This is a genomic window from Arthrobacter sp. Y3221157 (assembly GCF_059089865.1).
Map to the genome: position 1 here is coordinate 56,387 of NZ_JBNHFD010000005.1, position 22,685 is coordinate 79,071.

Consider the following 22,685-nt stretch of genomic DNA (forward strand, 5'->3'; position numbering starts at 1 on the left):
CGGACAGGTGGCGGAAGCCCCGGACGGACGGAATCTGTACCGACTTTAGTACTACGTTCAAGGAGTTCATGAGTGCAGGAATCAACCGCCAACCAGGTAGCCGCCAACGCAACCTCGTCCTTTACCGAACATCTGCAGCGGGACCGGCCGGAGCTTTTGCCCTTTAGCCGGTCTCCCCAGGTTGCTGCGTCAGCAGCCGCCCCGCTGCAGGTTCCGCACGCCACCACGATCGTCGCCATGAGCTACGACGGCGGCGTGCTGATGGCGGGGGACCGGCGAGCCACCATGGGGAATGTCATCGCCAGCAGGCACATCGAAAAGGTGTTCCCCGCGGACCGGTTCTCGGTTCTGGGCATCGCGGGGACTGCCGGCATTGCCATAGATCTGACGCGGTTGTTCCAGGTTGAACTTGAGCATTACGAAAAAATCGAAGGCACGCTCCTCAGCCTCGAGGGCAAGGCCAACCGCCTGGGGGCCATGATCCGCGGCAACCTGCCGCTCGCCCTGCAGGGCCTGGCCGTCGTCCCCCTGTTCGCCGGATTCGACACCAGCGCCGGTGTGGGAAGGCTTTTCTCCTATGACGTGACCGGTGGCCGGTACGAGGAGCACGAACACCACAGCGTGGGGTCCGGTTCGGTCTTCGCACGCGGAGCCCTGAAGAAACTGTGGCGGCCCAACCTCACGGCGGCAGAAGCGCTTGCCGTCGCGGTGGAGTCCCTGTACGACGCCGCCGACGACGATTCGGCCACCGGCGGCCCCGACACCGTCCGCCAGCTGTGGCCCGTGGTCTATACGGTGGACAGCTCCGGCGCCCGCCGGATTCCCGAGGCTGAACTCGCCGCCGCGGCACGCAACGTCATCGAAGCCCGCACCATTGCCGGACGGGAGGCCTGAGATGACGCAGCAGTTTTATGTTTCGCCCGAGCAGCTGATGAAGGACCGTGCGGATTTCGCACGGAAAGGTATCGCCCGAGGCAGGTCCGTGGTGGTCATCAGCTGCGCCGACGGGATAGCGCTCGTGGCGGAAAACCCGTCACCGTCACTGCACAAAATCGGCGAGATCTACGACAAGATCGCGTTCGCCGCCGTCGGGAAATACAACGAATTTGAAAGCCTCCGGCAGGCCGGCGTCCGGTACGCGGACGTCCGCGGATACTCATACGACCGCGAGGACGTCACCGCGCGCGGCCTTGCCAGCGTCTACGCACAGAGCCTGGGCGCCGTCTTCACCGCGGAGCAGAAACCTTTCGAGGTGGAACTCGCTGTGGCCGAGGTTGGCCCCACCCAGGAGGAGGACCACCTCTACCGGCTGACCTTCGACGGTTCGATCGCCGACGAACACAGCTTCGTGGTCATGGGTGGCCAGGCGGAGAAAGTTTCTTCAGCCATTGAAGGCGGCTGGCGCAGCACGCTCAGCTTCTACGAGGCAGTCCGGCTGGCCCTGTCCGGGCTGGCGCCGGCAGCCGATTCGGATGAATCAGCCAAGGCGATGCCGGCCAGGGCGCTGGAAGTTGCAGTCCTGGACAGGCTGTCCGAGAGTACACGCGGCTCCCGGCGCGCCTTCCGCCGGCTGAACGACGCGGACATCACTGCACTGCTGGCCTAGGAGGAAACATGGACAAGAGAATCTTCGGTATTGAAACCGAGTTTGGGATCTCCTATTCGAGCCCCGATTCCAGGCCTCTTGCCCCGGAGGAGGTGGCCCGGTACCTCTTCCGCAAGGTGGTCAGCTGGGGCCGCTCGTCCAATGTGTTCCTCACCAACGGTTCCAGGCTTTACTTGGACGTGGGTTCCCACCCCGAGTATGCCACCGCCGAATGCGACGACCTTGCCCAACTGATCGCGCACGACCGGGCGGGCGAGCTAATCCTGGACGACCTCGTGGATGAGGCCCAGGCGCGGCTGGCCGCGGAGGGCTTCAACGGCACCGTCTACCTGTTCAAGAACAACACGGACTCCGCCGGCAACTCCTACGGCAGCCACGAAAACTACCTCATCCCGCGCCGCGGTGAATTCTCCCGGCTGGCCGAGATCCTGATTCCGTTTCTGGTCACCCGCCAGCTCATTGCCGGTGCGGGCAAGATTTTGAAAACGCCGCACGGGGCGACGTACGCGTTCTCCCAGCGCGCGGACCACATCTGGGAGGGCGTCTCCTCGGCCACCACCCGCTCGCGCCCCATTATCAACACGCGCGACGAACCGCACGCCGACGCCGAGTTCTACCGCCGGCTGCACGTCATCGTGGGCGATTCGAACATGTCCGAGGCTACTGCCCTGATGAAAGTGGGCACGGTGGACCTCGTCCTGCGGATGATCGAGGCCGGTGTGATCATGCGGGACATGAGGATGGAGAACCCCATCCGCAGCATCCGCGAGATCTCGCACGACCTCAGTGGCAGGGCCCTGGTCCGGCTGGCCAATGGCCGCCAGCTCACCGCCCTCGAAATCCAGCAGGAATACCTGACCAAGGTCACCGCCTTCGTGAAGGAAAACGGTGCCCACAACCCGCATGTCCCGTTGATCCTTGATCTGTGGGAGCGCACGCTCAAGGCCATCGAAAGCGGAGATTCCCGCGGTATCGAGACCGAAATTGACTGGGCGATCAAGAAAAAGCTGATGGACAACTACCGCGAACGTCACGGGCTGGGCCTGGATGCGCCCCGGATTGCGCAGCTTGACCTGACCTACCACGACATTTCCCGCGGCCGCGGCCTGTACTACCTGCTGCAGTCCCGCGGTGCGGTGCGGCGGATCGTGGACGACACCGTCATCAAGGACGCCGTGGACGCCCCGCCGCAGACCACCAGGGCCAAGCTGCGCGGCGACTTCGTCCGGCGGGCCCAGGAACTGGGCCGCGACTACACCGTGGACTGGGTACACCTGAAGCTCAACGACCGTGCCCACCAGACCATCCTCTGCAAGGACCCGTTCAGGAGCGTCGACGAGCGCGTGGACGCGCTTCTTGACTCTATGGGCTGACACCCAGCTTCAGGGTCTATTCTGGATAAGGCCCTTTACCAAGGCCTGCCGCGATCACGGCCGCTGCAACGCGGAGCATCGCATCCATCCTGCCCCGACGAAAGTTCTCTTACGTGCGCCGACTACTAGCAATCCTTCTTCCCGGCCTGCTGCTGCTCACCGCCTGCGGCGGCTCAAACCCCGCAGAGCCGGAACCCACCAGCCAATCCGCTGGCGAGACTGCAAAGTTCGACACCCTTAAACTGACCGACAACGGTGACAAGAAGGCCCCAGGCGTGGAGTTCACCAAGCCGCTCGAGGTGGCCGAACCCACCATCAAGGTGGTCAGCGAAGGCAGTGGGGAAACGGTGAAGGCCGACCAGATCGCCAACATCTCCATCCTTGCCCTCAACGGCACCGACGGCGCCACCCTCGAAGATACTTTCCCCAACGATCCGGAACCCCTGGAACTCAACGAGGAACTGAAAACAGGCAGCCCCGTCATCTACAACGCCTTTGTAGGCACCAAGGTGGGCTCAAGCCTTGCGCTGGCAGTTCCGGGACAGGCTGCCACCGCCGGTGCGGAAGCCCAGCCCACCCAGCTCCTCGTGATCAAGGTCCTCTCGGCCACCGATGTGACGCCGGCGCTTGAGAAGCCGGAAGGCGAGACCGTCACCCCTCCCGCGGGACTGCCCACCGTGACCGAGAAGGACGGCGTACCGGAGATCAACGTCGAAGGCGTAGCCGCGCCCACCGCGCTGGTGTCGCAGGACCTCATCAAGGGCAACGGCGCCGTGGTCAAGGAAAGCGACACCTTGACCGTCAACTACGTGGGCGTGACCCTGGCCGGCGGCACCAAGTTCGATTCCAGCTTCGACCGCGGCGAACCGGCAAGCTTCCCGCTGACCGGTGTCATCAAGGGTTGGACGCAGGGCCTGGCCGGCAAGACTGTCGGCTCCCGCGTGCTGCTGGTCATCCCGAAGGACCTGGCCTACGGCGACGCGGGCCAGGGCGAGGCAAAGGGCGATCTTGTCTTCGTAGTGGACATCCTCGGCGCCAAGTAGCAAGACTTACAAAGAGGCCGCAACCAGCCGGCTTGCGGTACCAACCATTAGCACCCACAAAGGAGCAACCATGTCATTCGGACAGCGGGAATTCGACCGCCAGAAGCCCGAGATCGATTTCCCGGAAGGCGATGTTCCCACCGAACTCGTCATCAAGGACCTCATCGAAGGTGACGGCCGCGAAGCAAAGGCAGGCGACACCGTCTCCACCCACTACGTCGGAGTGGCCTGGTCCACCGGCGAAGAATTCGACGCCTCGTGGGGCCGCGGCGCGCCGCTGGACTTCCGTGTGGGCGTTGGCCAGGTCATCCAGGGCTGGGACCAGGGCCTGCTGGGCATGAAGGTGGGCGGCCGCCGCCGGCTGGAGATCCCCTCCGAGCTGGCCTACGGCTCCCGTGGAGCAGGGGGCGCCATCAAGCCCAACGAGGCTCTCATCTTCGTTGTGGACCTCGTCGGCGTCCGCTGACCCTACAGCTGCTGACAGGCGGCATCGAACGGTTCCGCCCCTTGAAAGCGCGGCAACCGCCGGGACGTTCAGTTCCCGGCAGTTGCCGCGCTTTCTGCGTTCCGCCCGGAATTTAGTAACGTAGCCAGAGTGTCCGCATCCCGCACTGAACGACTCCTCAATCTGCTGATCGCGCTCCTGAACACCCGGTATGGCCTGCGCCGCAGCGAACTGCGGGAAAAGGTCTACCACGACACCTCTGGCAATGATGTTGCCTTTGGCAGGATGTTCGAGCGGGACAAGAACGACCTGCGCCAGTTCGGCTTCGAGGTGGAAACACTGACGGACCTTGGCTGGAGCGGGGACGATCCCGCCACCACCCGCTACCGCATCGGTAAGGAATCCAACCGCCTGCCGGACGTCCAGCTGGACCCGGAAGAATGGACCGTGCTCCTCCTGGCTTCACAACTGTGGGAGCGAGCCGCCCTGGGCACAGCTGCGCAAAGCGCCCTCCGCAAGCTCCAGGCGTCAGGCCGGATGGCTGACGTGGAACTGCCCGCCGGCCTGCAGCCGCGCATCAAGCCCGCCGGGCAGGCCTTCGACGACCTCGTTGCTGCCATGCATGCACGGCACCCGGTTACCTTCCGGTACCTTGCGAGCAGCACCGGCAAGGAGGAAGAGCGGACTGTGGAGCCGTGGGGCCTCGGCAGCAGGTTCGGGCAGTGGTACCTGGTGGGCCACGACCGGGCACGCCAGGCCACGCGACACTTCCGCCTGTCCCGCTTCACCAGTGCCGTGGCCGCCCTGGACAACGACCAGTACTCGCCCCCTGCCGACTTCAACATCCGTGCCGAACTGGACCGCCTCCCCGAACTGCCGCTCCGCACCGCCGTCGTACAGGTGAGGGAGGGCCGCCTGCTCGCCCTGCGGCGCCGCGCCCTGCCGGTTTCCCCTCCTACTGATGGCGCAGGTCCCGCCGCCGGCTATGACCGGATCAGCCTGCACTACCGAGACCCCGAGATCCTCGCCGAGGAACTCTCATCCTACGGACCCGACGCCGTCGCTGCCGCCCCGGAAGAGCTGGTGGAAGCGGTCCGAAGGAGGCTGCGCACTGCCGCCGCCTTCAGCGACTCGCCGGCGCCGGACTACTCCTTCCCGCCGGCCCGTGCACGGCAGGCGCGTCCCCGGACCTCCGAGGACCAGCTCAAGCGGATGCTCCAACTGGTTCCGTTCCTGGTGCACAACCAGGGCCTGCATATCCAGGACGTGGCGCGCCACTTCGGCGTGAGCCGGAAGGAGCTCGAAGACGACCTGCGTATCCTCATCTGCTCGGGGCTTCCGGAAGGGTATCCGGATGACCTGCTGGACATCCAGTGGGAGAACGACCATATCTTCATCACCCAGGACCTGGACCTCAAGCGGCCGGTCCGGTTCACGGTGGAAGAGGCTTGCGCGCTCCTGACCGGCCTCGAAACCCTCAACGGACTTCCGGGCATCGCCGAGGGCGGCGCCCTTGAGTCCGTTACCCTCAAGCTGCTGGCTGCTGCGGGCGAGGAGGGCCTGCGGGCGGCGTCCCTCGCCGGACCGCAGATGGAACCTGCCGATGCCGCCACCAACGCCACCGTCCGGCAGGCCATCGAATCAGGAGCCCAGCTGCATCTGACGTACCTGTCCCCGCAACGCGACAAGGTCACCGAACGTGACGTGGATCCGCTCAGGCTCTACTCCCTCGACAACACCTGGTACTTCGAGGCGTACTGCCACCTGGTGGACGGTTTTCGGAACTTCCGCCTGGACCGCGTCCAGGATGTCCGTCCCAATGGACGGCCCGTGGCGGAGGGCATCACGCCTGCTGCGGGAGTCCCCGCCAAACTCTTCACCCCGAACGACGACGACACCACGGTCACCGTCCAGCTCACCCGGCAGGGGAGGGGGCTGTCAGACGACTACTACGCCGAGCGGACGGCAGAGCTTCCCGACGGCGGCCTGGTTGCCGAGATCCGGTTCGGCAACACGGCGTGGCTCCCGATGTTCGTGGCCCAGCACGGCGGTGCAGCGCGGATCCTGGCACCGGAGGATCTGGCATCAGCGGCGCGGGCGTGGCTGGCGGCGTCGCTGGCCCGGTACGGCGGATAGACTTCTCAGCATGCCTTGGTGGTCCTGGATCCTTTTGTGGGTGGCGCTGGTCGCGCTCTCCCTGCTGTTCTATGTCCTGCTGGGCATCCGCCTCTTCCGCCAGTTCATGGCGACGGTCAAGGACCTGGGGGCGGCGGGGGAAAAGCTGGGGCAGCTGGGCCCGTTTCAGGAGCAGGAGGAGCCGGCAGCAGGGCCGGCCACCATGCCCGGATCCGCGGTTTTTGCCTCGCCTGCCGTCATGCGACATGATTACGAGGCATCCACGTCAGCGCGGCGGGAAGATCGCCGCCGCCGGAGGGTTCAGCGCAAAGCGGACCGGGGCCAGCCGCAGGCGCTCGGGGATCTCGACTTCACATAGAAGTAGGATGTATTTAGAGGAAAGGATTTCCCATGGGAAGACTCTTTGATGGCCCCTGGCCAATCGTCATTATCATCGTCGTCGCGTTGCTTCTCTTTGCCGCGCCCAAACTTCCGGCCATGGCACGCAGCCTCGGCCAGTCCATGCGGATCATCAAGTCCGAGGTCAAGGAAATGAAGAACGACGGCAAAACCGACACCACCGACGCCTCCGGCCCGGTGGAAGGCACCATCGTGAACCACCCCAAGGCGAAGCCCGGTGAGCCGACAGACGGCACGGACGTCCCGCCGTCGAACCGCGCCTGACCCCCAGTGGCACTGTCGCGGGCCCGTAAAGCCAACCCTGAGGGGCGGATGTCGCTCTGGGACCACCTCAAGGAACTCAAGAACCGGCTGATCAAGTCGGCCATTGGCGTGGTCCTTGGCGGCATTGGGGGCTGGATACTTTACGATCCGCTGTTGAAGGCGCTGGCCGACCCGGTCAACCGCATCTCCCAGCAGACCGGGGGACTCTCGGCAATCAACTTCGGGACCATTGCCTCCCCGTTCGACTTCAAGCTGCAGATGTCGCTCCTCATCGGGGCGGTTATTTCCAGCCCCATCTGGATCTACCAGCTGTGGGCCTTCATCACCCCGGGGCTTACTTCCAAGGAGCGCCGGTACACGCTGGGCTACATGGCGGCAGCTGTTCCGTTGTTCCTCGCCGGAATCTGGGCGGGCTGGCTCGTGGTGCCGCAGGTGGTCCGGGCACTGACCCAATTCACGCCGGACGGCTCGTCGAGCGTGATCGACGCGCGAACGTACATCGAGTTCGTCACCCGGATGGTTCTGGTACTGGGTATTGCATTCCTGGTTCCAGTGGTGCTGGTAGGCATCAACATGGCTGGTGTTATCACCGGCCGCACCATCCTCAAGGCGTGGCGCATAACGGTCTTCCTGGTCTTCGTCCTCGCCGCAATTGCAGCCCCCGGGGCTGACGCCATCTCCATGTTTATGCTGGCGGGCCCGCTGCTTGTACTTTTCTTCGCGGCCATTGGCATCTGCCTCATGAACGACAAGCGCCGTGCCCGCCGCCAGGCCAAGAGGGCGGCGGAAACAGAGGCCACGGCGGACATCGCCACCCCGAGCAGTGAGCTGAAGAACCTCTGAGCTCCCATTAGGCTTGGTGTATGTCCACCAACACCGGGCCGTATGCTTCAGGCCCATCTTCCAGCGGACCTTCCTCCACGGCTCCCGGCGATGACGAGCTCTCACCGGCGGAACGGTACAGGGCCAGCGCCGAGCGCAGGGCCGAAGCCTCCTCGGACCTCGGAGCGTTCATCCGCACGCTGGACTTTGAGCTGGACGACTTCCAGAAGCAGGCCTGCCGGTCCCTCCAGGACGGCAGGGGTGTCCTGGTGGCTGCACCCACGGGCGCAGGCAAGACCATCGTGGGCGAGTTCGCCATCTACCTCGCCCTGCAACGGGGCCTCAAAGCTTTCTACACCACCCCCATCAAGGCGCTGAGCAACCAGAAGTTCACTGAGCTGGCCGACAAGTACGGTGCCGAAAAGGTGGGCCTGCTGACGGGGGATACCAGCATCAACGGCGATGCCCCCGTGGTGGTGATGACCACCGAGGTCCTGCGGAACATGCTGTATGCCGATTCCGCCACCCTGGACGACCTGGGCTACGTGGTGATGGACGAAGTGCATTACCTTGCCGACCGCTTCCGCGGTGCCGTGTGGGAGGAAGTGATCATCCACCTTCCCAGCGAGGTCCAGGTGGTGTCCCTCAGCGCCACAGTCTCCAACGCTGAGGAGTTCGGTGCCTGGCTGGACACTGTCCGCGGCGATACCGACATCATTGTGTCCGAGCACCGGCCTGTTCCCCTGTGGCAGCACGTCATGGTGGGCCGCCAGATCATGGACCTGTTCGCCGGCGAAACCACCTTCGACGAGATTGCCCCGCCGGTGGATGCAGACGATCCCGTGCAGGCAAAGGTGCAAAACACCGGCACAGGCCGGGGGTTCGATGTGAATCCGGACCTCCTGGCCATTGCCCGCAGCGAGGGCCAGCAAGGCTTCCGGAACAGGCCAGGCCCGGGCCAGCGCGGCCGCCGCGGCAACGACCGCCCTGTCCGGGGAGCCGAACCGAACGGCGTGCGCAGGGCCAGCAGGCCCCAGGTGATCGCCAGCCTGGACAAAATGGACCTGCTGCCGGCCATCACGTTCATCTTCTCCCGTGCCGGCTGTGACGCCGCGGTGGCCCAGTGCGTCGGCTCGGGGCTGTGGCTGACCACCGAAAAGGAACAGCGGATCATCGCCCAGCGGGTGGACGAGGCCGGCTACGATATTCCCCCGGATGACCTGGACGTACTGGGCTTTTGGACCTGGCGGGACGGCCTGCTCCGCGGGTTCGCCGCGCACCACGCCGGAATGCTGCCCACGTTCAAGGAAGTGGTGGAGAAACTCTTCGCCGATGGCCTGGTCAAGGCTGTCTTTGCCACCGAGACCCTGGCCCTGGGCGTCAACATGCCGGCCCGGTCGGTGGTGCTGGAGAAGCTGGACAAGTTCAACGGCGAAGCCCACGTGGATATCACGGCCGGCGAGTACACCCAGCTGACCGGCCGTGCCGGCCGGCGCGGCATCGACGTCGAAGGCCACGCGGTGGTGCTGTGGCAGCCGGGCACGGATCCGACGGCCGTGGCGGGCCTGGCATCCCGCCGCACCTACCCGCTGAACTCGAGCTTCCGGCCAACCTACAACATGAGCATCAACCTCCTGGCACAGTTTGGCCGCGCGCGGGCGCGCGAGATCCTGGAATCCTCGTTCGCCCAGTTCCAAGCTGACCGGTCCGTGGTGGGCCTGGCCAGGCAGGTGCGCAGCCGCGAGGAATCCCTGGCCGGCTACGCCAAGTCCATGACCTGCCACCTGGGCGACTTCACCGAATACGCACGGCTGCGCCGGGAACTGTCGGATGCGGAAAACGTTACCTCCCGGGCGAAATCCCGGGCCAGGAAGTCGCTCAGCGACGACTCGCTGGCCCGCCTCCTCCCAGGCGACGTGGTCAACGTCCCCGGCGGCAGGGCGCCCGGCCCGGCCGTCGTCTTGAGTTCCGACCACAGCAGCCGCGAGCCCCGGCCCGCCGTCCTCACACTGGACAACCAGCTGCGCCGGATCAGCACCGACGATCTGGAAGGCCCCATTTCGCCCGTTACCCGGATCCGGATTCCGAAGTCGTTCAACGCCAAGGTGCCAAAGTCGCGCCGGGACCTGGCGTCTTCCGCCCGGAACGCGCTGCGGGAAAACCGCCCGCCAGCGCCGGGGCACAACCGCAACAACGATTTCGGCCGCGCCAGCGCCATGCCCAACCAGGAGAAACGCATCGCGGACCTGCGGCGGGCCCTGCGCGCACACCCGTGCCACGGGTGCAGCGAGCGTGAGGACCACGCCCGGTGGTCGGAGCGCTGGTGGAAGCTCCGGCGGGAAACGGATGGACTGGTCAGGCAGATCCAGGGCCGCACCAACACCATTGCCAAGACCTTCGACCGTGTCTGCGATGTCCTCTCCGCCTACGGTTACCTGGAGGACGCCGGGGAGGGGCGGCTGCTCATCAGCCCTGACGGCCAGCGCCTGCGCCGGATCTACGGCGAGAAGGACCTGTTGATCTCCCAGTCCCTGCGGCTGGGCGCCTTCGACGATCTTGACGCGGTGGAAGTCGCAGCCCTTGCCAGTGCCCTGGTGTACCAGGCCAAACGGGAAGACCGCGGCCTCCGGCCCCGGATGCCCAGCGTTTCCCTTGAGACCGCGGTGGACATCGTGGTGCGGGAGTGGTCGGCGCTGGAGGACGTGGAAGAGGAGAACAAGCTTCCGCTGACCGGCGAACCGGAACTTGGACTGGTGTGGCCCATCTACAAGTGGGCACGGGGCCGGCATCTCCAGGATGTCCTGAGCGGGACGGACCTAGCGGCGGGCGACTTTGTCCGCTGGGTGAAACAGGTGGTGGACCTGCTGGACCAGCTGGCCAAGATCCCCGGCCTTGAGCCCCGCCTCGCCCGGCTGTGCGCCGAGGCCATCACCCTGATCCGCCGCGGCGTCGTGGCCTATTCCTCCGTCCTCTAACTTCCCCCCGGCCCAGCCGCCGGCACGCAATTTCCAGGAGCCCTGCCCCGATATGACCCAGCCCGGTCCCGCAAACCCGTCCCGTCCGCCAGTTGTCCTCTACCGCAACGGTTCCGTCTACAGCGCTGCCGACCCCTTCGCCACCGCCATGCTCGTGGACGGTGGCACCGTGGCGTGGGTGGGCTCGGAGCAGGCCGCCTCCTCCATAGCCGACAGTTCCATGGACATCATCGACCTGCGGGGCGCACTCGTCGCTCCCGGATTCGTCGATTCGCACATGCACCTGACCGAGACAGGGATCGCGCTGGAATCCCTGCAGCTGGGCGGAATCTCCTCCGCGCGGGAGCTGCTGGATGCAGTGGCAGCAGCGCCCGGCGACGGACCGGTCCTGGGCCACGGCTGGGATGAGAGCACCTGGGCGGACGCCGCCCTGCCCACCGCTGAGGAACTGGAACGGGCGTCAGCCGGCAGGCCCGTCTACCTCTCCCGGGTGGACGTGCACTCGGCCCTGGTTTCGGCGTCGCTGGCCCGGTCCGCTGGCCTGCAGGACCAGGACGGGTTCGACGGCGGTCCCCGGGTCAGGCGTGCCGCCCATACTGCGGCGAGGCAGGCTGCCCGCCGGCTTCCGGCGGCCGACCTCCGCCGGCGGCAGGCCCGTGCCCTGTCCGAGGCGGCCGCCAACGGCTATGTTGCTGTGGCGGAGATGGGCGCTCCGCATATCGGCGGGGCCGACGACCTGCGCCTGGCAGCATCGTGGAACAGCACCGGGCCCGAGGCCCCCTCCGTCCCGGAGGTCCTCGCTTACTGGGGCGAACTTGTGTCCTCGGAAGACCACGCCCGCAGCGTGCTGGACGGATTTGGCTTTGGACTCCGCGGACTGGCCGGCGACCTGAACATCGATGGATCGGTCGGGTCGCGGACTGCCGCCTTGCGGTCCGGCTACAGTGACGCCCCGGAAGAACGGGGCTCGCTTTACCTGGGTGTGGATGAGGCCGCAGCGCATCTCGCCGCCTGTTCCCTGCTGGGCGTCCCGGGCGGCTTCCACATCATCGGGGACGCCGGCCTGGACATTGCACTGTCCGCCCTGGACCTCGCCGCGGGGCAGGTGGGGGAGCAGCGCGTACGGGCGGCGGGCCACCGCTTCGAGCACGTTGAGATGGTCGACGCCGCTGCAACCGAAAAGCTGTCCCGCTACTCGGTGACAGTCAGCGCCCAGCCCGCGTTCGATGCCGCTTGGGGCGGTGCCGGGGGGCTGTACCAGCAGCGCCTGGGGGAGCGGAGTGCTGCCATGAATCCCTTCGCCACCCTGTACGCTGCCGGCGTCCCTGTCTGCTTCGGCAGCGACAGTCCGGTGACCCCGCTGCGGCCGTGGTCCAGTGTCCGGGCGTGCCTGGAGCACCACAACCCCGAGGAGCGGATTTCTGCCCGCGCCGCGTTCCTGGGGCACACCCGTGCCGGCTGGCGGGCGGCCAGATATCACAACCCCATGGCGGGCCAGCTCGTGCCGGGTGCCCCCGCCAGTTTCGCCGTCTGGGAGGTGGAGGAGCTGATGGTCCAGGTGGCCGACGGGCGCGTCCAGTCCTGGAGCACCGACCCCCGCGCCCGGACTCCTCTGCTTCCCGCCCTGGATACCGGCAACGACCCGGTATGCCTGCAGACGGTGCGGGACGGCGTCGAATTGTTCTCCAGCCAGGCACTGCGTTCCTGAGCCTGCACCCCACAGCCCTATAATGGGTAGCTGCGCCTGCCGGCGGCTAGCCAGGCCGCCAGGTGCACACCGACCGCTCCTCCCAGGAAAGGCCCTTTGTGCGCGTCCTAACGATCATTCCCACCTACAACGAACTGGAATCGCTGCCCAAAACCCTTCAGCGGCTCCGCTCGGCTGTTCCGGCGTCGGACGTCCTGGTGGTGGATGACAACAGCCCTGACGGCACCGGCCAGCTTGCGGACGCTATCGCTGCCGAAGACTCCCAGGTCCATGTCCTGCACCGGAAGGGCAAGGAGGGCCTGGGCGCCGCATACATCGCGGGTTTTAAGTGGGGCCTGGATGCCGGCTACGACGTGCTCGTGGAAATGGACGCGGACGGCTCCCACCAGCCGGAGCAGCTGCCCCAGCTCCTGGAAGCCATCGATCACGGCGCGGACCTGGCCATGGGTTCGCGCTGGGTGCCCGGCGGACGCGTGGTGAACTGGCCGCTGTACCGCCAGGCGATTTCCCGCGTGGGCAGCACGTATGCGCGCCTCATGCTGGGCCTGAAGATCAAGGATGTGACCGGCGGTTACCGTGCGTTCCGCCGGACCACCCTGGAGAAACTTAACCTGGACCAGGTGGACTCCGTGGGCTACGGCTTCCAGGTGGACCTGGCCTGGCGGGTGTCCCGGATGGGCCTGCGCATCGAGGAACGTCCCATCACCTTTGTGGAGCGTGAACTCGGCGCATCGAAGATGAGCGGCAATATCGTTCTCGAGGCCATGGTCAACGTGACCAAGTGGGGGCTCGCTGCCCGGTGGAACGCGCTCACCCGGAAAAAGGCTTCAGCCCAGCCGTAGGCCGCGCGCCGTACGGCAACAAAAAAGGGGCAGTTCCCGCACAGCAGTGCGGGAACGGCCCCCTTTTTGATGGTCCTAAGCGGAGCGGCGTTCTCCACGGCGTTCACGGAGGATGGTCAAGCGGTCCTCAAGGATCTGCTCAAGCTCGGGCAGGGAACGGCGTTCCAGCAGCATGTCCCAGTGGGTCCGGACAGCCTTGTCGTTGCTGGTGTCCGGGCGTTCGCCGTCAACCAAAAGGGCTTCCTTGCCGGTCTTGGAAACCCATACCGGCGGAATCTCGGCTTCGGAGGAGAAGGTAACGAAAACCTGTTCGCCGTCCTCGCAACGGTACTCGACGCGCTGGCGCGGAGCCGGCTCAACCCCGGACTCGGTCTCCATGCTCTGCGCACCAAGGCGCATACCCCGCAGGCTGCGATCGCTCATGATTTCTCCCTCTTCTCGGTTCGCGGGGCAGGACCCCGCGCCTGCCGATGGCGATGAAGCACCACCGGGCTACTGTTTGCTCTGCGCTGCATCATAGGATTCAACGCATTGCGAAGCTTGGTTGTTCCAGCGGACTGCTCCTGCCGGACAAATACCCAATTATACGTGGGTCATGCCGCGGGAACCAAAACAGGGAAGGGACCCGCGCAGGGCAGGTCCCTTCCCGTCGGCCGTACTGCTTATGGTTCGGTGGACTTCGCTCCCACTTCGTCGAAAAGGCCGCCCGCTGCCCCCGGATCCGGATTGGTTCCGCCCAGCGCGTTCCCGATTCCCTTGAGGGCTTCGCCGACCTCACTTGGGATGATCCACAGCTTGTTGGAGGTGCCTTCCGCGAGCTTCGGCAGGGTCTGCAGGTACTGGTAGGCCAGCAGTTTCTGGTCCGGGTTGCCGCGGTGGATGGCATCGAAGACCTTCTGGATGGCCTGGGCCTCACCGTCGGCGCGAAGGATAGCGGCCTTGGCGTCACCTTCCGCGGCAAGGATGGAAGCCTGCCGCTGGCCCTCTGCCGTCAGGATGGCAGACTGCTTGGTACCCTCGGCCGTCAGGATGGCTGCGCGTCGGTCACGCTCGGCGCGCATCTGCTTTTCCATCGAGTCCTGGATGGAGTGGGGCGGATCGATCGCCTTGAGTTCAACGCGCGAGACGCGGATCCCCCAGCGGCCGGTGGCCTCGTCCAGGACGCCGCGGAGCTGGCCGTTGATCTGGTCACGCGACGTGAGCGCCTCTTCGAGGTTCAATCCGCCCACCACGTTACGGAGCGTGGTGGTGGTGAGCTGCTCCACCGCCTGGATGTAGTTGGCGATTTCGTAGGTGGCGGCACGGGGGTCGGTGACCTGGAAGTAGACGACCGTGTCGATCGAGACCACCAGGTTGTCCTCGGTGATCACCGGCTGGGGCGGGAACGACACCACCTGCTCGCGGAGGTCCAGCAGCGGAAGGAGCCGGTCCACGAAGGGGATGAGGATGGTCAGCCCCGGATTCAGCGTGCGCTGGTATTTGCCGAGCCGCTCCACCACGCCGGCCCGGGCCTGCGGAATGATCCGGACCGCCCGCACCAGGACGATGATCACAAACACGATCAGGACTACCAGCACGACGGCCAAAGCCGTTCCTCCTGCGTTTTCCATGCGTCTCCCTTGTTCCCCAATTGATATTGCTGTGTCAGGACGTGCCGCTGGCGGGTGGCACCGAAACTACAGCCGTGGCGCCGTCGATCGCAGCCACCACCACTTTTTGTCCGGCGTGAAGAACGCCGGCCTCAGAACGCGCGCTCCAGATGTCGCCGCCGATTTTTACCAGGCCGCCGTCCGACGTCACGGCCTCCATCACCACTGCCTGCTCGCCGATCAGCCGGTCGACGTTGGAACGCTGCTCTGCGGGGCCCTTCTTCAAGTGGGACAGCGCCACCGGACGGACGAAAGCGATCATGAGCAGGGACACCACGCAGAAAACCACGATCTGCAGCCAGCCGTCAGCACCGGCAAAGTCGGCTACCAGGGCAGCCAGGGCACCGCCGCCGAGCATGATGAAAAACAGGTCAAGCGTGATCATCTCGACCACTGCAAATGCCAGGAAAGCCGTGAGCCACAGGGCCCACCAGTTTTCCCCCAACCATTCGAACACTGCCGCCCCCTTGGACCCGGGCGCCGTCGCGGGCCCTTCGGTACCTGTCTTCTTATCCTAGTCCGGGGCCCCGGCCTGTGGGCTGGGTCATGCAGACGGCAGAGGCGATAGTGGCCAAGTCGTTACGTGCCGGCGGGCAGCCTGGGCCGGAAGACCATCAGCCGGAACTTCGCCTCGGCCTGGAAGGGCTCGTGGTTGCCGTCAAGGCGGACGGCGATGGCATCCCGGCTTGTGTGATGGCCTGCCGGTCCCATGAATGCCAGGTCCGCTGCTTCCTGGTGGTTGAGTGCAAGCGGAATGTCGACGTCGGAGCTTTCCTCCACCTCGAAGTGCCGCGCCATGGCGGCAGCCAGCCGGGCGTCCTTGCCTTCCTCGATGGCGAGCATGCCTGCCAGAGCTGCGATGCCGGCAAGGTGGCCCTCGCGCGGGGTGACCACCACCAGGCGCCCGCCGGGCCGGAGCACACGCGCGAACTCGGCAGCGTTGCGGGGCGCAAAGATTACCGTGACGGCGTCAACAGAGTTGGCCGCCAACGGCAGCGGCTGCCAGATATCCCAGACCAGGTTGACGGCTTCGGGGTTGAGCCGGGCGGCGCGGCGCAGGGCGAATTTGGAAATGTCCAGCCCTGCGGCAGCCACTGTCCGGCCCTGAGCGGCGGCGGTGTCCAGCAGCTCGCGCAGGTAGTGCCCTGTTCCGGTGCCCGAGTCCAGCACGGCTGCCCGGTCGTCGGACAGGACGGGCACGACGGCGGCCGCCACGGCTTGCGCCAGCGGCCGGTAGTGGCCCCGGCCAAGGAAGTTGAAGCGGGCATCCACCATCGCGGCGGAATCAGCCTCGAAGGCGGTGCCCTTTCCGACCAGCAGGTTGAAGTAACCCTGCCGGGCGGCATCGAAACTGTGCCGTGACGCGCAAGCGAGCCTTCCTGGTTTCGGCGGCTGGGCGGCGGCAAAGGTCAACGGAGCCGCGCAGACCGGGCACAGCAGGGGAAGGTCCGATGCAGGGGGCATTGCACCATCTTAGGCGGCCGGTCCATCCGGCCGGGACCGTCAACTGATGCTGATGCCAGCCGGCCGGTCGTCAAAGCCGAGGCCCTCCCGGGCCCTGCTGATTCCGGGCGCAGCCCAGTGTGCCGCGTATTCGCTGTTGCTGCTCAAGGACCGCAGCTGGGCCCTGTCGATGTAGAGGATTCCGTTGAGGTGGTCGGTTTCGTGCTGCACGATCCTGGCCTGCCAGCCGGCGAACTGGCGCTGCGCTGCCGCGCCGTCGGGCGTTTCATAGTCAAGGAGCACGTTGTCCGGGCGGGCCACCACGGCCTGGAGCCCGTTCAGGGAGAGGCACCCTTCATAGAAAGCGGCGGTTCCGCTGCCCTGCGGCGTATAGCGGGGATTGAGGATCGCCAGGAACTCCAGCGGGCTCCGGTTGCGCAGGGCGGCCGCCTCCGGGTCGACGTCGTACAGGTCTTCGAGGACCGCAATTTGAAGGGGTATGCCAAGCTGGGGCGCTGCCAGCCCCACCCCCGGCGCCTCGTGCATGACCTGGCGCATGAGCTCGATCAGCCGGGCCAGCTGCTCCGCGGGCAGCTGCCCGTTGTAGGTGGCCGCGCGCTGGCGCAGGGCCGGATGGCCCGCCTGGACGATGGGCGGCATCATGCCGGCCGAGAGGATACGCTCCACAAGTTCACGGATCTGTTCGTCGTTCATGGCGGTCCCGGGCGTGCTTGGGGTCATAACGAAAGCCTACTGGGGACCGGGAAAGCGGGCGGCTTGCTACTGTCGATGCCATGGCTCAGGTCCTGGCCGGCACAGACCAGAGCGCCACAGTTGTGCGGGACCAGAAGTTCGCCGTCCGCCGCACCACCTGCGAGGAGGGCCGGGTAGCCGTGGAAGCGGACTGGTCCGCCACGGTGCTGATGGACCTCCGGTATTGGGATGCAGGGGAAACCATCCGGGCAAGGACGTCGTCCGTGTTCGAAGTCAGCGACGGCTTGATCGTCAGCCGGGACAGTTATGACTGCTGCTTCCGGTGAGCCTGGACGGAGCCGCCGGGGTGCAGCCGTTCCTCCTGCATGGTGAACCGCCGAGCCACCCACGCATTCACGGCCGACGTTGACGCTGCGGCCCTGATGGCCGAATTCCGCAGGTGCAGCAGGGGCGGCGGCAGCGGGCGCCCCAGCAGCATGTTGATCTCTGACTGTCGGCGGGCCAGCAGCGCAGCCCGGCGCCGGTCCGCCTCGAACTGCTTGAAGCCGGTATCGGTACGCCCTCCTGCGACGGCTTCACAGAGGAGCGGAACCAGGGCCTGGGCGTCGAGCCAGCCCAGATTCATGCCCTGGCCTCCGATGGGACTGATTTCATGGGCGGCGTCGCCGAGCAGCACGGTCCGTCCCACTACTGTTTGAAGCGCCAGGGTGGATCGGACGCTGAACGCGCTGAACATGCTGTTGGTGCCGGCGTCGGGTAGGATGCCGGTGCGCTGCCCCACCATTCTGACAAGGTGCGGCGCCCCTGCATCTCCTGCTGGCCGGCCCAGGCGCACCACCCAGCGCCGGACGCCGCCCGGGAGGGGAAACGACTCGACAATCCCGCCGCGCTCCAGGAAGAGGACCGCCATGTCCCCGTGCCGGCCGGGATCGGCGAAATCCCCCATCAGGTAGTGGTCCGGATACGTCTTCCTCTGTACCGGAACGCCCAGGAGGTCCCGGAACCTGGACCGTGCGCCGTCTGCAGCCACTACCATGGAAGCGCTGAATGACGTGGCTCCTGCCGGGGTACCCGGAGCCCGCTGGACCTCTATCGTGACGCGGCCGCCGTCGTCGTTCACCGCCGTGGCTTCCACGCCCCGCACCAGCGCGTCGCTATCCAGGGCACGGAGGCGTTCCTCCAGCAGTTGCTCGGTCCGGAACTGGGGCAGTGCCAGCACGAACGGGAAGGTGTCCGAGACGCCGTCGAACGCCATGACGCCCAACGTCCTTCCCCGGCTGACCGCCATCCCCGTCCGGATCGGTACGCCTTCCCGCACCAGGGCGGAGGCCACATCGACCTCATCCAGGGCAGAGAGCGCCGGCGGATGGATGCCGATGGCGCGCGTGTGGAGGTCCCGCGACTGCCGCCGCTCAAGCACCCGGACGCTGATGCCCTGCTGGAGAAGCGCCGCCGCAAGGTACAGGCCCACCGGGCCGCCGCCCACCACCACAACATCCACCGCCATGGTCAGCCCTGGCGGTAGGCGAGGACCTGGTGGAAGGCCGCGCTGCGTTCCACGGTCCAGCCCGGGGGAGCGAGGGCGGAAAGTTCAGCAGGAGTGTAGCTTCGGCGGATCGAGGTCAGCCCGTCCACGCGGATGTAGGAGCCGGCAAAGGGGAGGGCCGCTACGCCGAACAGGGTGAAGGCTGCGGGGCTTCGGCGGAGGTCGTTGTGCAGGACCTTTTTCCCGGCGAGCACCTCCGAGTGTGCCAGCAAGACCTGGAACTCCTCTGCCGGGAGGTGGTGGAGGACATGGTTGGAGATCACCACGTCATACGTCCGGCCCCCGGCAACCTCGTCCGCACTGTGCGCCTGCCGGAATTCGACGCCCTGCACGGAGGGCCTCTTCTGAGCGAAGGAAGCTGCGCGGGGGTCGGGATCAATTCCTGTGATGGTGAGGGTGAGCCCGTCGCGCCGGGCCCAGCGTGCCAGGAGGACGGCAAGGTCGCCGCCGCCCGAGCCAATGTCCAGGAGCCGGATCGGTTGTGCCGCCAGCAAGGGACGGAGCTCCCGCCGGTAGAGCCGCTGCCAGCCGCTGAGGACCCGGTTGACGACGCCGAACTGGCGGTAGGTGTTGTCCAGCCGGCGGGGGTCGCAGTCAGGCAGGTCCATGAGCTCCACTGCCGTGGTGTCGCGCTCCCGCATCAGGAAATCCACGCCGGTCAGGCCACCGGGGCTTCCGCTTCCAGCGGTTGCCGGATCTCCGCGGTCCGAACGCCCTGCAATGCGGTGGCGTCCGCAGGTGCCTGCCGCAATTTCGTGAACAGGGCCGTCTCCACCGTGAGGCCGGGCCCGAATGCCATGGAGCAGATACGGCCGCCGCCGGCACCGTCCTGTGGCTGTCCGTCCTGCTCAAGGATGTGTCTGAGGACGAAGAGCACAGTGGCGCTGCTCATGTTGCCGTAGTTCCGCAGGACTTCGCGCGCGGGCACCAGCTGTGGGTCCGTCAGGCCGAGCCGGGACTGGACCTTGTCCAGGATGCTCCGCCCGCCCGGATGGATTCCCCAGTGCTGGATGGACGTGTAGGGGAGTGCTGCCAGTTCAGGCTCACGCGCCAGGAGTGGTTGCAGTGCTGCCACGATGTGGTCGTCAATAATGTGCGGGACGTAGTTTCCGAGGACCATCTCGAACCCGTTGTCGCCGATGTTCCAGGCCATGGAGTCCTCGCCAACCGGCGTGAGGACCGTCTCAAAGTGGTCCACTTGCAGGAGTGCGTTTTCCGCCGCGTCCGGCCGGGCGGTGACCACAGCGGCGGCTGCACCGTCAGCAAACAGTGCCGAACCCATGATGGTGTCGGGGTCGTTCGACGTCCGGACGTGCAGGGAGCACAGTTCGGCGCACACCACCAGGACCACGGCGTTCGGGTCAGCCTCGCAGAAGAGTTTCGCAGCGCGAAGTGCTGGAAAGGCGGCATAGCAGCCCATGAATCCAAGATGGTAGCGCTGGACTGCCGGATCCAGGCCAAGCTCACGGACGATCTTGTAGTCCGGGCCAGGATTGAAGAAACCCGTGCAGGAGACGGTCACGAGGTGAGTTATGTCAAGTAAATCGAGTTCAGGGGCGGAGTCCAGGGCTGCCCGGGCGGCTTCCACGAACAGCTTGGTGGCCTCACGGGCGAAGATCTCGTTACGGACCTTGGTGCTCGGGTTGAGCAGAAGGCCCGACGATGGGTCGTAGAACTGCGGGTCGTCTGAGCGGAAGTCGTTGGTCAGTTCCTCGACGGCTGTGAACCGCGTATCGATGGCGGCCGAGTCAAAGCAGGTGCTGACCAGCCGCGAACCCAACCTCGTGAGGCCTGGCTGGGCGGCAAATACGTCACGGGCTTCAGACTGGACCAGCATGGTTTTAGGGACCGCAGTTTCGAGTGATCGCACATAGACCGTCATTGACCCATTCTTAACGAGGCCCCACATTAAGACAATGGTGGGTGCCGCTGACCTGCGGAATTGCTCGGACCGACGGCTCCGGATGGACTGAAGCTCAGAGGCTTCAGGCCCCCTTTCGCCCGGCTCCCGAAAGCGCCGATAATCTACATTATGTCAAGTAGTTCTAATCCACCGCTCTCGTGGACCGCCTGGTGACCGGCGGACTCAGCGCTTCATGGAAAGCAGCATCGAATCGCTGCTTCCTTCAAAGAAACCGGAAACTGCCAGCCGCTACTCCTGCCTGGTACCTATTCCGGCACCCACCATGGCCCCAAGTCCCAGGCCCACCGCGAAGCCCACAACCGGGCTGTCGAAGACTGCCAGCCCCAGGGTAATGCCCACTGCAGCACCCACCAGGCAGCAGATCCAAAGCGGCTTGTTCACACAACCTCCAAAGGTGGCCGGACTTCCATGCCCCTCCCCTGCCGGCACCGCCTGCAGCAAGCGCGGCGCGTGGGAACCGTCATTCTTCAGCCCGCGTAGGCCTTTTGAAGTTCGGCGATGTCCAGTTTCCGCATACCCAGCATGGCCTGCATAGCCCGCTGTGAGCCCTCTGGGTCCGGTCCAGCGATCAGCGATGGAAGGACGGACGGCACCACCTGCCAGGACACCCCGTACCGGTCCTTCAGCCAGCCGCACATGCTTTCCGAGCCGCCATCCGTCAGCGCCGTCCAGTACCGGTCCACGGCCACCTGGTCCTCGCAGTCCACCACGAAGGACACGGCTTCGGTGAAGCTGGACCCCCGGGCCCCGTTCAATGCCGTGAACGGACGCCCTTCCAGTTCAAAGTCGACGGCGATTGCCTCACCCGTTGCCCCCGGACCTCCCTCGCCAAAACGTGAGACGTTGATGATTTTCGAATCATCGAAGACGCTGACGTAGAACTTTGCGGCTTCTTCCGCCTGGTTCTCGAACCAGAGGCAGGTTCCGACACGACCCGGCATTGTTTGCTCCCTTCCGGCTTGAGCCTAATCCGGATCGCCCCGCGCGGGAACGGGACGCTAAGGTCGAAACCATGAGTTTCCGGAATGTGAAGCCAGCCAAGCCTTCCTTGGCCAGCCTGGCGGCGGGAACCGCTGTAACGGATCTGCTGCTGATTCTGGTCTTCGCCGCCATCGGCCGTGACGCGCACCAGCGCGGAGATGTGGTCTCCGGCGTACTGCTGACGGCGTGGCCGTTCCTGGCAGGGGCGGCAGCTGGATGGCTGGCGGCCCGGGCATGGCGGGATCCCCTGTCGGTGCGCAGCGGCCTGGCGGTGTGGCTTGGGAGCCTGGTTGGCGGCATGCTGCTACGGGCCGTCACAGGCCAGAGGGTGGTACTCCCCTTCGTTATTGTGGCGCTGCTGAGCCTTGGCGTTCTCCTCGTGGGCTACCGTCTGATCCTCGCGGGCATCCGCCGCCGGAAAAAATAACCCTGGACCAGCCGGACAGGCGCCGCCCGCGGATGTAATAGGCTGGCAGCACTGACAAGCCTGCCGGGCCCTGCCGCGGCGCAACTGATCCGGAGGGGTTCAACGTGATCACCGCATTCGTTCTGATCAAGACCGACGCTGCCCGTATTCCCGAGACGGCGGAGGAGATCTCGGCGATTGAGGGAATCAGCGAGGTCTATTCGGTCACGGGCGAATGGGACCTGATCGCCGTTGCGCGGGTCCGGCAGCATGAGGACCTGGCAGATGTCATCGCCGACAAGCTCTCAAAGGTTCCTGCCGTGGTTCATACCACCACGCACATCGCGTTCCGCGCCTACTCGCAGCACGACCTGGACGCGGCGTTCTCGCTCGGCTTCGAGCAGTAGGA

Annotated in this window: 25 protein-coding genes; 15 read left to right on the forward strand and 10 right to left on the reverse strand. The window is 65.9% G+C overall.

Going from position 1 to position 22,685, the window contains the following annotated elements; genetic code table 11:
• Positions 1-72: 72 nt before the first annotated feature.
• The 12 genes from prcB to AC5RTT_RS03085 all read left to right on the forward strand — a co-directional run bounded on the left by prcB (position 73) and on the right by AC5RTT_RS03085 (position 13,613).
• Positions 73-894, forward strand: a complete 822-nt coding sequence (gene prcB, locus AC5RTT_RS03030; RefSeq protein ID WP_494143958.1) for a proteasome subunit beta — start codon at positions 73-75, stop codon at positions 892-894.
• A 1-nt stretch (position 895) separates the two neighbouring features.
• A complete protein-coding gene (gene prcA, locus AC5RTT_RS03035) occupies positions 896-1,606 on the forward strand; it encodes a proteasome subunit alpha (protein ID WP_494143959.1) in 711 nt (236 codons plus the stop codon).
• Positions 1,607-1,614: 8 nt separating this feature from the next.
• Positions 1,615-2,979, forward strand: coding sequence for a Pup--protein ligase (gene pafA / locus AC5RTT_RS03040; RefSeq protein WP_407709467.1), 1,365 nt, complete (start codon positions 1,615-1,617; stop codon positions 2,977-2,979).
• Positions 2,980-3,092: 113 nt separating this feature from the next.
• Positions 3,093-4,022 (forward strand): FKBP-type peptidyl-prolyl cis-trans isomerase, encoded by a 930-nt coding sequence (locus AC5RTT_RS03045; protein ID WP_494009182.1) that lies wholly within the window; start codon positions 3,093-3,095, stop codon positions 4,020-4,022.
• A gap of 70 nt (positions 4,023-4,092) precedes the next feature.
• Complete coding sequence (locus AC5RTT_RS03050; RefSeq protein ID WP_009358590.1) at positions 4,093-4,488, forward strand: FKBP-type peptidyl-prolyl cis-trans isomerase; 396 nt, start codon at positions 4,093-4,095, stop codon at positions 4,486-4,488.
• A gap of 129 nt (positions 4,489-4,617) precedes the next feature.
• Positions 4,618-6,603: a helix-turn-helix transcriptional regulator gene (locus AC5RTT_RS03055; RefSeq protein WP_494143960.1), complete on the forward strand. Its 1,986-nt coding sequence runs from the start codon at positions 4,618-4,620 to the stop codon at positions 6,601-6,603.
• A gap of 10 nt (positions 6,604-6,613) precedes the next feature.
• Positions 6,614-6,961, forward strand: a complete 348-nt coding sequence (locus AC5RTT_RS03060) for a hypothetical protein (protein ID WP_494143961.1) — start codon at positions 6,614-6,616, stop codon at positions 6,959-6,961.
• A gap of 32 nt (positions 6,962-6,993) precedes the next feature.
• On the forward strand, positions 6,994-7,266 hold the full coding sequence (gene tatA / locus AC5RTT_RS03065; RefSeq protein WP_009358592.1) for a Sec-independent protein translocase subunit TatA: 273 nt from the start codon (positions 6,994-6,996) through the stop codon (positions 7,264-7,266).
• Between the two features lie 48 nt (positions 7,267-7,314).
• Complete coding sequence (tatC, locus tag AC5RTT_RS03070) at positions 7,315-8,109, forward strand: twin-arginine translocase subunit TatC (RefSeq protein WP_494143962.1); 795 nt, start codon at positions 7,315-7,317, stop codon at positions 8,107-8,109.
• Positions 8,110-8,129: 20 nt separating this feature from the next.
• Positions 8,130-11,063, forward strand: coding sequence for a DEAD/DEAH box helicase (locus AC5RTT_RS03075; RefSeq protein WP_494143963.1), 2,934 nt, complete (start codon positions 8,130-8,132; stop codon positions 11,061-11,063).
• A 52-nt stretch (positions 11,064-11,115) separates the two neighbouring features.
• The gene (locus AC5RTT_RS03080; protein ID WP_494143964.1) at positions 11,116-12,771 is read left to right on the forward strand and encodes an amidohydrolase; all 1,656 of its coding nucleotides are present in this window, start codon (positions 11,116-11,118) and stop codon (positions 12,769-12,771) included.
• A 98-nt stretch (positions 12,772-12,869) separates the two neighbouring features.
• Entirely contained in the window at positions 12,870-13,613 is a 744-nt protein-coding gene (locus tag AC5RTT_RS03085) for a polyprenol monophosphomannose synthase (RefSeq protein WP_494009189.1), read from the forward strand.
• A gap of 75 nt (positions 13,614-13,688) precedes the next feature.
• On the opposite strand, the gene AC5RTT_RS03090 is transcribed toward AC5RTT_RS03085, so the two are convergent.
• The 5 genes from AC5RTT_RS03090 to AC5RTT_RS03110 form a co-directional block, all read right to left on the reverse strand.
• Complete coding sequence (locus tag AC5RTT_RS03090) at positions 13,689-14,036, reverse strand: RNA polymerase-binding protein RbpA (RefSeq protein WP_013600997.1); 348 nt, start codon at positions 14,034-14,036, stop codon at positions 13,689-13,691.
• A gap of 239 nt (positions 14,037-14,275) precedes the next feature.
• The gene (locus AC5RTT_RS03095; RefSeq protein ID WP_494053617.1) at positions 14,276-15,223 is read right to left on the reverse strand and encodes an SPFH domain-containing protein; all 948 of its coding nucleotides are present in this window, start codon (positions 15,221-15,223) and stop codon (positions 14,276-14,278) included.
• Positions 15,224-15,257: 34 nt separating this feature from the next.
• A complete protein-coding gene (locus tag AC5RTT_RS03100) occupies positions 15,258-15,719 on the reverse strand; it encodes an NfeD family protein (protein ID WP_494053616.1) in 462 nt (153 codons plus the stop codon).
• A 122-nt stretch (positions 15,720-15,841) separates the two neighbouring features.
• A complete protein-coding gene (locus AC5RTT_RS03105) occupies positions 15,842-16,726 on the reverse strand; it encodes a putative RNA methyltransferase (protein ID WP_494143965.1) in 885 nt (294 codons plus the stop codon).
• A 39-nt stretch (positions 16,727-16,765) separates the two neighbouring features.
• Entirely contained in the window at positions 16,766-17,446 is a 681-nt protein-coding gene (locus AC5RTT_RS03110) for a peptide deformylase (RefSeq protein WP_494143966.1), read from the reverse strand.
• A 53-nt stretch (positions 17,447-17,499) separates the two neighbouring features.
• Between AC5RTT_RS03110 and AC5RTT_RS03115 the strand changes: the two genes are divergently transcribed.
• A complete protein-coding gene (locus AC5RTT_RS03115; protein WP_494143967.1) occupies positions 17,500-17,745 on the forward strand; it encodes a nuclear transport factor 2 family protein in 246 nt (81 codons plus the stop codon).
• On the opposite strand, the gene AC5RTT_RS03120 is transcribed toward AC5RTT_RS03115, so the two are convergent.
• The 5 genes from AC5RTT_RS03120 to AC5RTT_RS03140 form a co-directional block, all read right to left on the reverse strand.
• A complete protein-coding gene (locus tag AC5RTT_RS03120; protein WP_494143968.1) occupies positions 17,724-18,926 on the reverse strand; it encodes an FAD-dependent oxidoreductase in 1,203 nt (400 codons plus the stop codon). The two genes, AC5RTT_RS03115 and AC5RTT_RS03120, sit on opposite strands and share 22 nt — an antisense overlap.
• Before the next feature lie 2 nt (positions 18,927-18,928).
• Positions 18,929-19,606 (reverse strand): class I SAM-dependent methyltransferase, encoded by a 678-nt coding sequence (locus tag AC5RTT_RS03125; protein ID WP_494143989.1) that lies wholly within the window; start codon positions 19,604-19,606, stop codon positions 18,929-18,931.
• Positions 19,607-19,623: 17 nt separating this feature from the next.
• A complete protein-coding gene (locus tag AC5RTT_RS03130; protein ID WP_494143969.1) occupies positions 19,624-20,847 on the reverse strand; it encodes a type III polyketide synthase in 1,224 nt (407 codons plus the stop codon).
• A 270-nt stretch (positions 20,848-21,117) separates the two neighbouring features.
• Complete coding sequence (locus AC5RTT_RS03135) at positions 21,118-21,270, reverse strand: hypothetical protein (RefSeq protein WP_494143970.1); 153 nt, start codon at positions 21,268-21,270, stop codon at positions 21,118-21,120.
• 86 nt (positions 21,271-21,356) lie between these two features.
• Positions 21,357-21,830, reverse strand: a complete 474-nt coding sequence (locus AC5RTT_RS03140; protein WP_494143971.1) for a VOC family protein — start codon at positions 21,828-21,830, stop codon at positions 21,357-21,359.
• A gap of 71 nt (positions 21,831-21,901) precedes the next feature.
• On the opposite strand from AC5RTT_RS03140, the gene AC5RTT_RS03145 reads away from it, so the two are divergent.
• The gene (locus AC5RTT_RS03145) at positions 21,902-22,297 is read left to right on the forward strand and encodes a DUF3054 domain-containing protein (RefSeq protein WP_494143972.1); all 396 of its coding nucleotides are present in this window, start codon (positions 21,902-21,904) and stop codon (positions 22,295-22,297) included.
• Positions 22,298-22,401: 104 nt separating this feature from the next.
• Entirely contained in the window at positions 22,402-22,683 is a 282-nt protein-coding gene (locus AC5RTT_RS03150; RefSeq protein WP_494009202.1) for an Lrp/AsnC family transcriptional regulator, read from the forward strand.
• Positions 22,684-22,685: the final 2 nt, after the last annotated feature.

Coding starts and splice junctions, on each gene's coding strand:
- AC5RTT_RS03095 (WP_494053617.1), bottom strand. CDS start 15,223: ATGGAAAACGCAGGAGGAACGGCTTTGGCCGTCGTGCTGGTAGTCCTG.
- AC5RTT_RS03075 (WP_494143963.1), top strand. CDS start 8,130: ATGTCCACCAACACCGGGCCGTATGCTTCAGGCCCATCTTCCAGCGGA.
- pafA (WP_407709467.1), top strand. CDS start 1,615: ATGGACAAGAGAATCTTCGGTATTGAAACCGAGTTTGGGATCTCCTAT.
- AC5RTT_RS03125 (WP_494143989.1), bottom strand. CDS start 19,606: ATGCGGGAGCGCGACACCACGGCAGTGGAGCTCATGGACCTGCCTGAC.
- tatC (WP_494143962.1), top strand. CDS start 7,315: ATGTCGCTCTGGGACCACCTCAAGGAACTCAAGAACCGGCTGATCAAG.
- prcA (WP_494143959.1), top strand. CDS start 896: ATGACGCAGCAGTTTTATGTTTCGCCCGAGCAGCTGATGAAGGACCGT.
- AC5RTT_RS03130 (WP_494143969.1), bottom strand. CDS start 20,847: ATGACGGTCTATGTGCGATCACTCGAAACTGCGGTCCCTAAAACCATG.
- AC5RTT_RS03080 (WP_494143964.1), top strand. CDS start 11,116: ATGACCCAGCCCGGTCCCGCAAACCCGTCCCGTCCGCCAGTTGTCCTC.
- AC5RTT_RS03060 (WP_494143961.1), top strand. CDS start 6,614: ATGCCTTGGTGGTCCTGGATCCTTTTGTGGGTGGCGCTGGTCGCGCTC.
- tatA (WP_009358592.1), top strand. CDS start 6,994: ATGGGAAGACTCTTTGATGGCCCCTGGCCAATCGTCATTATCATCGTC.
- AC5RTT_RS03140 (WP_494143971.1), bottom strand. CDS start 21,830: ATGCCGGGTCGTGTCGGAACCTGCCTCTGGTTCGAGAACCAGGCGGAA.
- AC5RTT_RS03115 (WP_494143967.1), top strand. CDS start 17,500: ATGGCTCAGGTCCTGGCCGGCACAGACCAGAGCGCCACAGTTGTGCGG.
- AC5RTT_RS03120 (WP_494143968.1), bottom strand. CDS start 18,926: ATGGCGGTGGATGTTGTGGTGGTGGGCGGCGGCCCGGTGGGCCTGTAC.
- AC5RTT_RS03105 (WP_494143965.1), bottom strand. CDS start 16,726: ATGCCCCCTGCATCGGACCTTCCCCTGCTGTGCCCGGTCTGCGCGGCT.
- AC5RTT_RS03090 (WP_013600997.1), bottom strand. CDS start 14,036: ATGAGCGATCGCAGCCTGCGGGGTATGCGCCTTGGTGCGCAGAGCATG.
- AC5RTT_RS03050 (WP_009358590.1), top strand. CDS start 4,093: ATGTCATTCGGACAGCGGGAATTCGACCGCCAGAAGCCCGAGATCGAT.
- AC5RTT_RS03110 (WP_494143966.1), bottom strand. CDS start 17,446: ATGACCCCAAGCACGCCCGGGACCGCCATGAACGACGAACAGATCCGT.
- AC5RTT_RS03145 (WP_494143972.1), top strand. CDS start 21,902: ATGAGTTTCCGGAATGTGAAGCCAGCCAAGCCTTCCTTGGCCAGCCTG.